Annotated in this window: 13 protein-coding genes; 4 read left to right on the top strand and 9 right to left on the bottom strand. The window is 38.5% G+C overall.

The features are described from left to right. Positions 1 to 46: 46 nt before the first annotated feature. Genes lsrF through BANVL01_RS13670 form a run of 5 tightly spaced genes read right to left on the bottom strand, consistent with a single transcriptional unit; the run spans position 47 to position 5,555 of the window. Positions 47 to 925, bottom strand: coding sequence for a 3-hydroxy-5-phosphonooxypentane-2,4-dione thiolase (gene lsrF, locus BANVL01_RS13690; protein ID WP_066087725.1), 879 nt, complete (start codon positions 923 to 925; stop codon positions 47 to 49). Positions 926 to 966: 41 nt separating this feature from the next. Next, positions 967 to 2,040, bottom strand: a complete 1,074-nt coding sequence (gene lsrB / locus BANVL01_RS13685) for an autoinducer 2 ABC transporter substrate-binding protein LsrB (protein ID WP_066087728.1) — start codon at positions 2,038 to 2,040, stop codon at positions 967 to 969. 6 nt (positions 2,041 to 2,046) lie between these two features. Continuing rightward, a complete protein-coding gene (locus tag BANVL01_RS13680; RefSeq protein ID WP_218010664.1) occupies positions 2,047 to 3,045 on the bottom strand; it encodes an ABC transporter permease in 999 nt (332 codons plus the stop codon). 7 nt (positions 3,046 to 3,052) lie between these two features. Next, positions 3,053 to 4,054 (bottom strand): ABC transporter permease, encoded by a 1,002-nt coding sequence (locus tag BANVL01_RS13675; RefSeq protein ID WP_066087737.1) that lies wholly within the window; start codon positions 4,052 to 4,054, stop codon positions 3,053 to 3,055. Next, positions 4,047 to 5,555, bottom strand: coding sequence for a sugar ABC transporter ATP-binding protein (locus tag BANVL01_RS13670; RefSeq protein ID WP_066087742.1), 1,509 nt, complete (start codon positions 5,553 to 5,555; stop codon positions 4,047 to 4,049). Before BANVL01_RS13670 ends, BANVL01_RS13675 begins: the two co-directional genes overlap by 8 nt. Before the next feature lie 427 nt (positions 5,556 to 5,982). Between BANVL01_RS13670 and BANVL01_RS13665 the strand changes: the two genes are divergently transcribed. Genes BANVL01_RS13665 through BANVL01_RS13655 form a run of 3 tightly spaced genes read left to right on the top strand, consistent with a single transcriptional unit; the run spans position 5,983 to position 8,796 of the window. Next, positions 5,983 to 6,804 carry a sugar-binding transcriptional regulator gene (locus tag BANVL01_RS13665; RefSeq protein WP_169803178.1) on the top strand — a complete coding sequence of 274 codons (822 nt, stop codon included), beginning with the start codon at positions 5,983 to 5,985 and terminating at the stop codon, positions 6,802 to 6,804. 52 nt (positions 6,805 to 6,856) lie between these two features. Continuing rightward, positions 6,857 to 8,416, top strand: a complete 1,560-nt coding sequence (lsrK, locus tag BANVL01_RS13660; RefSeq protein ID WP_066087747.1) for an autoinducer-2 kinase — start codon at positions 6,857 to 6,859, stop codon at positions 8,414 to 8,416. A gap of 23 nt (positions 8,417 to 8,439) precedes the next feature. Next, the gene (locus BANVL01_RS13655) at positions 8,440 to 8,796 is read left to right on the top strand and encodes a cupin domain-containing protein (RefSeq protein WP_066087751.1); all 357 of its coding nucleotides are present in this window, start codon (positions 8,440 to 8,442) and stop codon (positions 8,794 to 8,796) included. 115 nt (positions 8,797 to 8,911) lie between these two features. Here BANVL01_RS13655 and BANVL01_RS13650 read toward each other — a convergent pair whose 3' ends face one another. From BANVL01_RS13650 to BANVL01_RS13640, 4 genes are all read right to left on the bottom strand, one after another. Beyond that, positions 8,912 to 9,655, bottom strand: a complete 744-nt coding sequence (locus BANVL01_RS13650) for an SDR family NAD(P)-dependent oxidoreductase (RefSeq protein ID WP_066087754.1) — start codon at positions 9,653 to 9,655, stop codon at positions 8,912 to 8,914. A gap of 83 nt (positions 9,656 to 9,738) precedes the next feature. After that, a complete protein-coding gene (locus BANVL01_RS28045) occupies positions 9,739 to 9,882 on the bottom strand; it encodes a hypothetical protein (RefSeq protein ID WP_156487441.1) in 144 nt (47 codons plus the stop codon). A gap of 239 nt (positions 9,883 to 10,121) precedes the next feature. Continuing rightward, positions 10,122 to 10,925 carry an undecaprenyl-diphosphate phosphatase gene (gene bacA, locus BANVL01_RS13645; protein WP_066087757.1) on the bottom strand — a complete coding sequence of 268 codons (804 nt, stop codon included), beginning with the start codon at positions 10,923 to 10,925 and terminating at the stop codon, positions 10,122 to 10,124. A gap of 148 nt (positions 10,926 to 11,073) precedes the next feature. Further along, positions 11,074 to 11,727 carry a carboxymuconolactone decarboxylase family protein gene (locus tag BANVL01_RS13640; RefSeq protein ID WP_066087762.1) on the bottom strand — a complete coding sequence of 218 codons (654 nt, stop codon included), beginning with the start codon at positions 11,725 to 11,727 and terminating at the stop codon, positions 11,074 to 11,076. A 203-nt stretch (positions 11,728 to 11,930) separates the two neighbouring features. Between BANVL01_RS13640 and BANVL01_RS13635 the strand changes: the two genes are divergently transcribed. Next, positions 11,931 to 12,731, top strand: a complete 801-nt coding sequence (locus BANVL01_RS13635) for an alpha/beta hydrolase (protein WP_066087763.1) — start codon at positions 11,931 to 11,933, stop codon at positions 12,729 to 12,731. Positions 12,732 to 12,738: the final 7 nt, after the last annotated feature.

The raw sequence follows: 12,738 nt of genomic DNA, 5'->3' as shown, positions 1-12,738 counted from the left end.
CCTGGTGCGTTAAAGCTTTAGTTCACCGGGGGACTGAACCCAAAAATTAGTTTGTGAGATGTTGGAAAAGCTCAAAAGCCTCATTATCAGTAAACCCTTCATGAACAACCTTACCAACGGCTTGGATCATCTCTTCAGGGGAATGGGATTGGAAAATATTCCTTCCCATATCCACACCAGCTGCCCCACCTTGAATCGAGTTATAGGCCAAGGTAAGGGCATCTTTTTCTGAAATTTTCTTGCCGCCCGCAACAACTAATGGGACTGGGCAAGCAGAAGCAACTTTTTCAAAATCCTCACAGTAATAGGTTTTAACAATTTGAACGCCAAATTCAGCCAGCATTCTTGTAGCTAACAAGAAGAATTGATGGGTCCGCTCCATTTTTTTACCTACAGCTACTACACCCATTGTTGGAATGGAGTACCTTGAGCCAAAGTTAACAGCTCGGTTTAACTCTTCAATTGTTTCTTTTTGACCATCAGCCCCAATAAAGGTTTGAATCGCGATGGCACTCGCATTCATCTTTATAGCATCTTCAATGTCAACTACCATGGATTCATGGCTTAGGTCATCTTGGAGGATACTCGATCCAGATGAAGCTCTTAATGCAATCGCCTTATTATAAGTCGGCGGGACACTGCTTCGAATGGCCCCTCTAGTCCCCATTAGACAATCCGCATAATTTGCCAATCTAGGAATAAGCAAGTCTAATCTTTCTAATCCTGAAGTAGGACCCATGAAATAACCATGATCAAACGCTAACATGACTGTTTTACCAGATTCAGGGTTAAAGATTCTCGATAAACGATCCTTCATCCCCCAATCATAATTGTTCGCACCTTTAACATGGTAATTCCCATTGTTTGCGAAAGGAACACTCTCGGAAAAATCTTTTGCATTTTTGTTACCAATACTATCTGCCATCTCTTTCTCTCCTTTGTTTCTCTATAGGCAACCACAAAATTCTAAAAATTGTAGTCCTTCGTATTGTCTTTCGTAAATACAATCCGTTCTGGTAAAACGATAATTCCTGAATCATCTGCTGTATAATCGTAGCCTTGAATGGTGTTCGGTTCTACTTTAACGGAACCCATATCAGGAACTTCAATAGAGTCGCCAACTTTTAGATTATTGCCTTTAGCTAACCAATACGCGACGTATACGGCAAGGGCACCTTGATCTTTTACATCCCATAAACCATGGTTGTTTATGGTTCCGTTTTCAATAAATTGTCTCATTGAATTTGGCGAAGCAAATCCTGTAATAATAACATCACCTGCTTTTAACCCCTTATTTTCGGCTGCTTGTGCCATTGCCGGAAGAGCGGTTGAGTCCGGGCAAATTACAGCATCAATATCAGGATAAGAATCTAAAATACTTCCACCAACTTGTAATGATTTTTGTTCATTGGCATCACCAAATTGAGTCGTGACCACTTCCCATTTTGGATATTTTTCTTTAATGTATTTGTTTGCATAATTAACCCATGAGTTTTGGTCTGGAACGGTTGGGCTTGAGTAGAACCAGGCAATTTTTTTAGCATCATCTGGTTTATCCATTTGTCCTGCGGCCATATCAACAAGCATTTTTCCTAGGATTTCAGGTGTTCCTTGGTTGACATAAACAGAACGATATTTAGGATCTACATCCGAATCCCATGTGACAACTTTAACTCCGGCTGCTAAAGCCTTTTTTAATGCCTGATTCAAACCATCAGAAGAGACAGAAGAGATGGCAATCGCATCAGCACCGCTATTTACTGCACTATTAATAATTTGTACTTGATTAGCTACCGTACCTTCTGGAGCACCATCGTATTTTACTTTAAAGCCAACTTTCTTTGCCATTTCCTGTGCACCATTATTACCAGATTCAAAGAAGGCATTCCCAGTCATTTTTGGAATGAAAACAACCTGAATATCTTTATCATCTTTCTTTTTGCCGTCTACAGAAGCGCCTTTATCAGCCCCGCATGCAGCGATAAATAAGGTTGCTATTGCCACAAGAATCAATAGTTTAATAGATTTTAATCTTCCCATTGTACGTTAACCTCCTATATTTTGTTTTTGTGGTAAGATTCTTTTCATGTTAAATCTGAACTCTGAATTTATTCCCAAGAATGCGACAGACACGATAAGAAGGACCCCCGTAGCTAATCCGATATACTGGGTCGAAACTCCAGCCATTTGCAAACCAACCTGCATAAATCCCAAAATAATGCTGGCTAACGCTGTGCCTACAACACCCCCTTTCCCACCTGTAATGAAAGTCCCCCCCAATACAACGACAGTCAGAATCGGCATCAGATACTCTGAACCATAATCAGATCTTGCACTGCCTAAATAGGACGTTAATACAACCCCAGCAATACCAGCACTTAACCCTGACAAGACATATGTACTAGCAATAATTTTTTTCGTATTGATGCCAGAGTACTCCGCTGTGTTTTGATTAATTCCTGTCAAGTATATATATCTGCCGTACCTTGTGCGGTGCAGAAGGATATAGGCGATTAAAAACATAATAATAAAAAGAAGCACAGCATGAGGGATTCCCATGACCTCCCCATTGGCAATTTGGCCAAATCCTTCAGAAAATCCAGAAATCCCTTCATAGGTACTTACACCAGACAATCCCACCAGCACAATGGCAATCCCACGATATAAAAGCATGCCGCCAAGGGTCATAACCATCGCTTGAACTCTTCCATAAGCAATAAGGACTCCATTGAGAAGGCCGCATAATCCACCAATTAAAATGGCACAAAAGATGGAAATCCAGATATTTATACCAGCCACTTGAGATAAGAGACCCGTAACAACAGAGGTTAACCCGATTATCGAAACTCCAGAAATATCGATTCCTCCTGTAATAACGACCAATGTGACAAAAAAGCCAATAATCGCAAGCGCAATAAAATCATTAAAACTATTTAACAAAATCGTGACATTCCAGAATCTCGGATTCATCATCCCAAACACGATAATTTCAGCAACGATTAAGACGAATAAAGTTAGGTTCCATCTCGGGATTTTATTGAACATGGACATGTCAACCTTGAGCCCCCTTTTGTAGAACTCTTGCATTTAATCTTACTTTCTTTGCCTTTTTATTAGCATGAAACACAAGCAGGGCATCGATAACTACAATGATGATTAAGAGAGACCCTGAAATCGTATCATTCCAAAAGGCTGGTACTTTCATAAAAACAAGGGCAGAGTTGATCGAAGTTAAAATGATGGCACCTAATGCCGCCCCAATAACCGTTCCAATCCCGCCTATCAATGACACCCCCCCAAGAACGCATGCTGCGATGACCGTTAACTCAATTCCTGCTCCTGCATTTGTGGATACAAAGCCAATTTGACTAACAAAGATTAAGCCTGCTAAAGAAGCACTGATACCAGAAATGACAAATGAATAGGCAATATATCTATTCACTGGAATCCCTAATGAAATGGCTCCGTCTACATTGTCGCCAATTGCGGTGTAATATCTTCCCTTGCGGCTTTTAGATAGGTACACCTGAACGAATATGACCCCCACAATGACGAAGAAAGATAATAAATTCATTCCGAAGATGTCTATTTTTGAAAGTTCCTTAACGTTTGCGGGAATATTTTCTACCCATTTTCCGTCCGTATAAAGAACCTGAACCACTCTCGTTATCGAGAGTAAGGCTAAAGTCATAATAAACGAAGAAATTTTTAATTTTATCACGCCAAAACCATTAATAAGTCCAATAAATGCTCCTATTAAAAGAGCAGCGATTACAGCTAGAAAAATATTTCCTCCATCTCTTAGAATGGTTCCGCAAACGGCGGCACTTAAGCCCAGCGTTCCGCCTACTGAAATATCTAAATTCCCGGTCAACAAGACAAAGGTCATCCCAACGGCTAAAACAATATAAAGCAAGCTGCTTTTCAGGGATTTATCGATATTTTGTAAAGATAAATAGTCAGTGTTTATGAAACCCACTACCACAAATAGAAGGATTAAAAATAGTAAGGTTCTAGTTTCCCTTTGTTTGATTATTGTTGAAATCCTAGCCATGGCCCTTATCACTTCCTTCAAATGTTCCGAAAGCTGCTTTCATCACATTGACTGCATTAATTTCATCTAAATTTAAACAAACATTGCAGGTTCCCTGATAGACAGCATAAATGCGGTCGCTGATTCTTTCAATTTCCTCCAGGTCAGAGGAAATGAGCAGAATAGAAAATCCTTGGCTTTTTAGTTCCGTGATGATGGAATAGATATCTCCCCTGGCTGCGGCATCAATTCCCCTTGTTGGTTCATCCATGATGATCAATTTAGGGTTCATGGATAGGGCCCTTGCAATAACAGCCTTCTGCTGATTCCCGCCTGATAGTGATTTAATTTCATCCTCCTGGGAACTCACCTTAATCCTTAATCGATCAATATACTGATTGGCCACCTGTTCTTCTAGCTTTTTCTTTGTAAAAATACCGTGCCGTTTAATCAGTTGTGATGTGATATTATTTCTTACAGAACTTATTGAAAAAATGCCATTCAAAAATCGATCTTCAGGTATATAAGCAAGCCCGCTGTCCACTGTTTCATTGATGGACAACTTTGTAATATCTTTTCCATCCAGATAGACTTTTCCGCTCAAGATGGGATTGATTCCGTAAATTGCTTCAGCTATCTCTGTTCTGCCAGCACCGACAAGCCCAGCAAGACCGACAACTTCCCCCTTATAAACTTCAAAACTAATATTCTTAAATCCATCGCCAACTAGGTTTTCCACTTTAAGGATTGGTTCTTCTCCCTCGTGATTGGACCTTCGTCTTTCAAACTTATCTTCGTAATGATGTTCGTTGCCTGCTGGAAGCAGGCCTTTAATCAGTATTTCTTTCGTAAACTCTTCTATTCTGCCTTTAAGCGTTATTTTTCCGTCCCTTAGTATGACTGCATGCGTGGAAATCTGAAAGACTTCATCAAGACGGTGGGTAATATAGAAGATACCAACACCGGAATTCTTTAACTGCTCAATCACTTTGAATAAAGACTCTGTTTCTGAAAATGTTAATGTAGAGGTTGGTTCATCCAGAATTAACACTTTTGATTTTCTTAACAGTCCTTTAATAATCTCAAGCTGTTGTTGTTCAGCGATACTTAGGGTAGCAGCGAACCGATTCAAATCAATATTCCAGCCTAATTCTTTAATGAGCTTTACAGACTCTTCTCTCACTTCATTTTTATCCTTACTAAATCCAATCGTTAGGTTTTGTTCAACCGTCATATTAGGAAATAACAGCGGCTCCTGCGGCACTAAATAAACGCCTCTTTCATGTGCAGCAAAAGGGTTCAAATGATCTGCCTTTTCACCCTTAATCTCAATAAAACCCGCATCTGCTTTGTAGATCCCTGTGAGGATTTTCATTAAGGTGCTCTTCCCTGAGCCATTACCGCCGATAATCGATATAACTTCTGACTCATTAAGGTCTAATGAAATCCCTTCCAAAACTGTGTTTCGGTTAAAGGACTTTCGGATATTTTCCAATTTCACTAAGTTCTTTGGCGCTCCCATAATACCCCCCCTCCCTAAGCACAATGCATGCAACCGCTTACTTTTTTATCAGTTTATTACTGTTTCATACTTTTTAGTAACAAACAAACATTTTATTAGCTAGTAAACTATATATATTTTTAAGGGCAACAAATGTAAAAATAACCCAAAACACCTTGCTATCTATTCCCTCGTAGATTATATGAACTAGGCATAATTTTCATTACAGGCTTATTACAATGTATAAGGGTGACTTTCTGTTGCTTTTGATTTTCAGCTAGACTAACGTAGCACAATTGTTTTAACATAAAATTTTTGTTTTAAAAATAAACTGTAGAGAGTGAAGAGCATGACATATGAAAGTAGCCTAATCATAAAAATCGCATGGAAATATTACATTGAAGGAATGACTCAAAATGAGATTGCAGGGTCTTTAAATCTATCTCGAATGAAAGTGATTAAATACCTAGATATCGCAAAATCCAATAACATTATCCAATTTAAAATTAACCTGGATCCATTTGTTGACATCGATTTGCAAAATAAAATCAAGCGGCACTATCATTTACAAGATATTTATATTGTTCCTGCCTCTAACGAAAAACCGTTAGATAGTCTGACAAAAGCCGCCGCCCACTATATTGAAGACAGAATTACCAGCGACACCATGATAAATGTTGGTTATGGGCAAGCCGTTTCAAGAACCTTGGGACATTTAACTATCTCTACTAAGTATAAAGTCACGTTCGTCTCTTTATCCGGCGGGGTAAAATTCTACATTCCAACGGCTATCGATTCGGCATCCGATTATTACACAAATCCCAATTACAACCATTACATTATGCCGGCCCCCTTATTAGCATCCACAGAGCATCTCGCTAAACAGCTGATTCATGAAAAACCAATCAAGAAAATCTTTGAAATGATCCCTTACTCCACTATTACGATCATTGGCATTGGAGCAGTAAATGAACGGGCCACTATTGTGAAGGAAGGTTATTTGAACACGAATGAAATGGAAATCTTTAAATCAATGGGGGCAGTGGGAGATTTATTAAGCCAATTTTATGATAGAAATGGCAATGTCTTAGATCTTCCATTGCATAAACAACTGGTTAGTACCGATATCCATTTATTAAAATCACTTAACCATGTTGTTGCCGTGGCTGGAGGACTAGAAAAAAGAGAGGCCATTATCGGCGCATTAAAAGGGGGATATATCGATGTATTAATTACGGATGAAGTCGTTGCCAAAAGTCTAATTGAATGAAATGCTCCTGGATCATTAATCCCTAATCATGATAGAAAGGAAGATTGATAGCATGGAAAAGTACTTAATGGCGATTGATGCTGGAACTGGCAGTGTCAGAGTCATTTTGTTTGACACATTAGGCAATGAACACTTTGTTACCCATTCAGAATGGACCCATAATGAAGATAAAAGGTATCCAGGTTCCATGGACTTTGATATCAATAAAAATATTGGAATTATCAGCAATCTCATTAAAGAAATCCTGTCGAAAAGCAAGGTTAATCCAGAAAACATTTTATCTATTTCAACCACCAGTATGCGTGAAGCCATTGTCCTATACGATGAAAACGGTAAGGAGCTATGGGCCTGTGCCAATGTGGATTCAAGATCAAACGATGAAGTCGCAAATCTTTATAAAATAAGCGATACGATCGAAGCAGATATTCATCATGTTTCAGGACAGACCTTTTCATTAGGAGCTATTCCTAGAATCCTTTGGGTGAAAAATAATATCCCTGAAACATACCACAAAGTCAAATATGTGACGATGCTGAACGACTGGATTACATATCGCCTTACAGATGTGATTTCGGTGGAACCTTCTAATGGTTGTACGACTGGTCTTTTCGATATTAAAAAAAGAGTTTGGGATTCAACTATTCCAGAGAAGGTAGATCTGAGGAATGATATTTTTCCGATTGTAAATGAAAGCGGATCCATTATTGGCCATGTTACCGAAGAGTTCGCTGCACTTACTGGATTAAGCACACAAACTTTAGTTGTTGCAGGGGGCGGTGATGCACAACTTGGCTGCATTGGTATGGGGGTTATCAATGAAGGTGATGCGGCGGTTTTAGGCGGGAGTTTTTGGCAATATGAATATACAACGAACCAGGTTGAAATCAATGATGATTGTAAAGTAAGAGTAAATTGCCATGCACTCCCAGATACTTGGCAATATGAAGCTATCGCCTTCTTTCCTGGATTAATCATGAGATGGTTCAGAGATACCTTTTGTGAGCTAGAAGCCTTCCTTCAAAAAGAAAGTGGAGAAAGCATTTATGCCCAAATGGAGAAAAGAGCCCAAAGTGTACCTGCCGGCAGCAATGGGATGATCTGCACTTTTTCCGATAAAATGAATTACTTTTCATGGAAACATGCGGCACCAAGTTTCGTAGATTTTAAATTTGATCGTTCATTTAATAAAGCAACCTTTTATCGTGCCATTATGGAAAATGCAGCTTTTGTCACAAAGGGGAATATTGAAGCTGTTTCCAACATTACTAACATGTCGCCGGAATCGATTGTGTTTGGAGGAGGGGCATCAAAAAGTGACTTATGGTGCCAAATTGTCGCTGACGTTCTGAATATAAAGGTAAAAGTTCCAGTTGTTAAGGAATCGACAGCTCTTGGTGCAGCTATTTGTGCAGGTGTAGGAGCAGGTGTTTATCGAAGTTTTAATGAAGCCATCGATCAAGTGGTGAAATTTGAAAAAAGCTTTGAACCAAACGAATCGAATCGCTTCATTTATGAAGAATTATATAAAAAGTGGGAAGCCATATACAAAGTCCAATTAGATCTAGCCGATCAAGGAGTTACAGACCATATGTGGATCGCCCCAGGCATATAAAATATACAGAGGAGGCAGACAAAATGACGGTTATGAACGAGAATGAGCGAGATTACCGATTTGGTGATAGTGGTCCTAAGTATCTTTTGAAAGGACCTAGAATGAACTTTGGTGTCGTTATGTTACAGCCAGGACAGGATTTTACAGCCCATTATCATAACATGATGGAAGAAAACTTCTTTATTTTAGAAGGCGACCTAGAAATTCATATTGACAATGAGATTTTCCAATGTAAACAAGGGGATTTTGTTCACGTTGAACCAAAAAAAGTCCACTATTTAATCAATAAGGGCGATACAGTCTTTAAAGCAGCTTTTATGCTAGCCCCTTATCAGGAAAAAGATAAGGTTGAAGTCGATTACAAGCCGTATGGTAATTAACTTACTAATTTCGTAAATAAAATATCGACTGTCTAGATTGGCTCAAGGAATTCAAAAAAAGTGCCTGACCCCGATTGAAGTAACGCTTTACTCCACTGGGGGTCAGGCACACTGATTATAAATCTGATATCATCCCGCCATCAACCACGAATTGGGCTCCAGTTGAATAACTAGAATCATCAGAAGCAAGGTAAATAACTAAATTGGACACTTCGTATACCTCTGCTCTTCTTCTTAACGGAATGTCCTGTTCTAGTTGTTTCAAGTATTCAGCAACATCGCCTTGTTCGGCCATTGGAGTTTTTATAATTCCTGGGTGAACAGAATTAACACGAATATTGAATTGACCAAGTTCAGTAGCAGCACCTTTTGTCATACCCGTTACGGCATGTTTGGATGCACTATAAGCAATGGCTGTTGGTGCACTCACTAACCCATCAACTGATGAAATATTTACGATCGATCCTACTCCAGCCTTTTTCATAGATGGAACGACTGTCTTCATTCCTAAAAATACACCTAATTCATCCACTTCAAATGTTAATCTGAAGTCTTTTTCTGTTAGTTCTTCTAGAGGTTTGAAAATACCCACCCCAGCGTTATTGACTAAAACTGTAACTGGTCCAAATTTTTCTTCCGTTTTTTCTACAACTTCCTTCCAATTATCAGCGTTTGAAACATCCAATTTTAATGCAATAGCATTTTCACCAATTTCATCTGCTAATTGTTGAGCTGCTTCCATATTGACATCAGTAATCGCTACTTTTGCCCCTTCTTCCACAAATTTACGTGCATGCATAGCTCCCATACCTTGTGCTGCGCCAGTTATAATAGCTACTTTGCCATCCAATTTACCCATTTTGACTTTCTCCCTTCGACATTCTAATCATTAAATTTTTCATCAGAAGAACAACATGGGAAATGTGTACTGTCCCATGTTGTTTACTTATTATGACTTTTTAAGGCTCTTAAAGCTTTTTGCTCAAGTCCATTCTCACCCGCAAATTCAATATCAGCTTTTGGCAGCGCATTATTATTCTTCATATAGTGGGTATTTTTCTTTCTTGCCATTTTTTCACCACCCATGTAGTTTCATTTAGTTATTCCTTCAGGGATGTCAACTTACACTATAATGAAATCAGTAAAGTTGTTATTGGCAACCCCGATTTTAGTTTGCTTTCATTTTTGGATTCTATGCTTTTTTGAATTTCTTCTTAAACTTAGGTGCTTCGCTAGTCGAAAAAAAAAGCGCCAGGCTCCATCCAATTTTTTGGATAGTGCTTGACACTTTTTTTGTGTGTTATTTTTTATTAATTTCATTTTTATCAAAGGATAATAAACGCAAATACGATAGCAAGAAGAATCCGGTAATAAGCAAATGTTGAAAGACTTACTTTATCCAACAATTTTAAGAAGCCGATACATGCAAACAATGCCACGACAAAGGCGGTAACAAATCCGATCACAAATGTTGTAATGTCTCCTGATGTGATAGCATCCATATTTTTCAATACATCTAAACCTGTTGCTCCCACCATGATGGGCAATGCCAGAATAAAGGAAAATTCCGCCGCCGTTTTTTTGCTTGCCCCCACCAATAATCCTCCGGAAATAGTGGAACCAGCTCTTGAAAATCCTGGCCAGACAGCTAAGCATTGAAACAGACCAATATATAAGGCTTGCTTATAAGACAATTGGTCTAATGTATTGGCCGTAACCGTTGTGTGTTTTTTGTCTGCATAAATCAATAAAAAGGCGCCGACTACTAAAGCAACCAAAACGACTGTGGTAGAGAACAGAACATTTTTTATAAAATCATGCAATACGAACCCTACAATACTTGCTGGTAGAATTCCTAAAAATACATGAAGGAGATTAAGTCTCTGTCTATTGTTTTTCTTTATATTTAGACTCTTAAAATCTAAAAGTGAAAAAAACCTTTTCCAATATAACACGACAATGGCTAGTATGGAACCTAATTGAATGACCACTTCAAATGTTTTCGCCCGATCCCCTTCAAATCCTAATAAATGACCAGTTAAAATAAGATGGCCTGTTGATGAAATTGGGAGATATTCTGTTAACCCTTCTACGATTCCCATTATAAATGCAATAATATGCTCGCTCATCAAATCTTTCCTCCTAATTAAATACCTACCTATTAATAATACCTATTAATAATCATAAAACAATATTAATTTTTAGTAAATTTTTCTCTGGCATTAAAAAAGACCCCAACTACGGCTGGAGCCTTACCAATAAAATATAAAATCAACCTCATTCCTGGTAACTTTGAATCATATTCGCCAAATGTGCATAAGCACCACCTGCACGAAGCGCAGCAGTGACCATGATGGCTTCAGCAAGTTCCTCACTCGTTGCCCCAAGTCGCTCTGCATTTTTCGAATGTACATCAATGCAGTAGGGACATTGTGTAGCATTGGCAACAGCTACGGCAATGATTTCTTTAAACTTAGCACTCAATTTTCCCTCTTTTGTTGCAGCGGCACTGAATGCTTGATAACCTTTAAAACCATCCGGGGCAAATTTCCCTAATAGCCCTAGATTTTTCAAATTTGAACGTGCATAAAGCACATCCGATGCTCCTTGGCTTTTTGCATTATGTACATGTGTACTATGTGTAACTGCTCCGCCAGCTTCAACCGCAGCCGTAACAAATACAGCTTCGACTAACTCTTCTAATGTTGCCCCTGCTCTTTTCGCACCTTTGGTATGCGCATCAATACAATACGGACATTCCGTTACATGTGCTATCGCAACCGCAATGATTTCCTTTTCTTTTTTTGATAAGGCTCCCTCTTTAAAAACAGACGCGTCAAAGTCATTAAAGGCTTTTAATTGTTCTGGCGCCAGATCCTTTATTCGGGCAAAATGTTGTACATTTTCTTTTGGATAAAAGCTTGTTGACATGTTCAAACCACCTTTCCCATTTTATTTAGTTTACCCTTTTGATTGCTATTATTTTTGATTTAGTAAATTATTTTTGATTTTTTCCAAACCTGATAATATCTGTTGACGATACGGCTGTATTTTTATAGAATTTTCTTACAATAGTTCAGTTAGAAGAATTACTGAGAGAAGCGGAAGTGATAATTTGAGATGAGGCTGCAAAAATGTTAGAAAAATTCCCTGTTTATATGACAGCTTTTAAGCAAGAAAGAATGATTAGAGTATACCTTCCGGAAAGCTACAATAATGAAAATAAACGATATCCCGTCCTCTATATGCATGACGGGCAAAATGTATTTGAAAATGAAGGTGCGATTAAAGGTATATCCCTAGGGATGAAAGACTACCTAGATGAGAACGGTCTAGAAATCATCGTAGTGGGGATTGACCAAAATCCCGAGGGAGAGGAAAGAGTCAACGAATACTGCCCATGGGTGAATGGTGAAATCAGCAAGCAAATATTAGGTTATGTCAGTCCATCAGGCGGAAGGGGTGAAGAGTATCTAGATTTTTTGGTAAATGAACTGAAACCCTTTATAGACCAGAAGTATCGGACGCTTAAGAACCACACTTCGATGGCTGGAATCTCATTAGGCAGTCTCATTTCGACTTATGCTGCCTGCCGTTATCCGTCTATTTTTAAAAGAATTGCAGCTATTTCACCTGGTTTTTATCGAAACCAAGAGGAAATCGAGAATCTATTAAGAGCCTCCGACCTGTCCGCAATCGAGAAATTCTACATGGACTTTGGAACAAAAGAAGTCGGCGAAGATGATGAAATGAATAAGGTATTCCTCGATCTAACGAATCGAGTCGTTGACATTTTAAACTGCGAAAAGGCAAATCTTCATTTTCAACTGATTGAAGATGCCGAACATGCCTATCTATTTTTTAGAAAAAGAGTCCCTGCAATATTATCCTACTTATTTTCAGATATTGATATGAAAAGTGAAGTTGCACTTTAATTTATCT

Origin of the sequence: Neobacillus novalis NBRC 102450, assembly GCF_001591805.1 — a bacterium.
Classification (GTDB): domain Bacteria; phylum Bacillota; class Bacilli; order Bacillales; family Cytobacillaceae; genus Neobacillus; species Neobacillus novalis.
The sequence above is the reverse complement of the archived record's forward strand: the minus strand, read 5'-3'. Positions and strand labels throughout refer to the sequence as shown.

What these genes read in the sequence shown, in the direction of transcription:
- BANVL01_RS13655 (WP_066087751.1), top strand. Translation starts at nt 8,440, where the DNA reads ATGACGGTTATGAACGAGAATGAGCGAGATTACCGATTTGGTGATAGT.
- BANVL01_RS13675 (WP_066087737.1), bottom strand. Translation starts at nt 4,054, where the DNA reads ATGGCTAGGATTTCAACAATAATCAAACAAAGGGAAACTAGAACCTTA.
- BANVL01_RS13670 (WP_066087742.1), bottom strand. Translation starts at nt 5,555, where the DNA reads ATGGGAGCGCCAAAGAACTTAGTGAAATTGGAAAATATCCGAAAGTCC.
- BANVL01_RS28045 (WP_156487441.1), bottom strand. Translation starts at nt 9,882, where the DNA reads ATGGGTGGTGAAAAAATGGCAAGAAAGAAAAATACCCACTATATGAAG.
- BANVL01_RS13650 (WP_066087754.1), bottom strand. Translation starts at nt 9,655, where the DNA reads ATGGGTAAATTGGATGGCAAAGTAGCTATTATAACTGGCGCAGCACAA.
- lsrB (WP_066087728.1), bottom strand. Translation starts at nt 2,040, where the DNA reads ATGGGAAGATTAAAATCTATTAAACTATTGATTCTTGTGGCAATAGCA.
- bacA (WP_066087757.1), bottom strand. Translation starts at nt 10,925, where the DNA reads ATGAGCGAGCATATTATTGCATTTATAATGGGAATCGTAGAAGGGTTA.
- BANVL01_RS13680 (WP_218010664.1), bottom strand. Translation starts at nt 3,045, where the DNA reads ATGTTCAATAAAATCCCGAGATGGAACCTAACTTTATTCGTCTTAATC.
- lsrK (WP_066087747.1), top strand. Translation starts at nt 6,857, where the DNA reads ATGGAAAAGTACTTAATGGCGATTGATGCTGGAACTGGCAGTGTCAGA.
- BANVL01_RS13665 (WP_169803178.1), top strand. Translation starts at nt 5,983, where the DNA reads ATGAAAGTGATTAAATACCTAGATATCGCAAAATCCAATAACATTATC.
- BANVL01_RS13635 (WP_066087763.1), top strand. Translation starts at nt 11,931, where the DNA reads ATGTTAGAAAAATTCCCTGTTTATATGACAGCTTTTAAGCAAGAAAGA.
- BANVL01_RS13640 (WP_066087762.1), bottom strand. Translation starts at nt 11,727, where the DNA reads ATGTCAACAAGCTTTTATCCAAAAGAAAATGTACAACATTTTGCCCGA.
- lsrF (WP_066087725.1), bottom strand. Translation starts at nt 925, where the DNA reads ATGGCAGATAGTATTGGTAACAAAAATGCAAAAGATTTTTCCGAGAGT.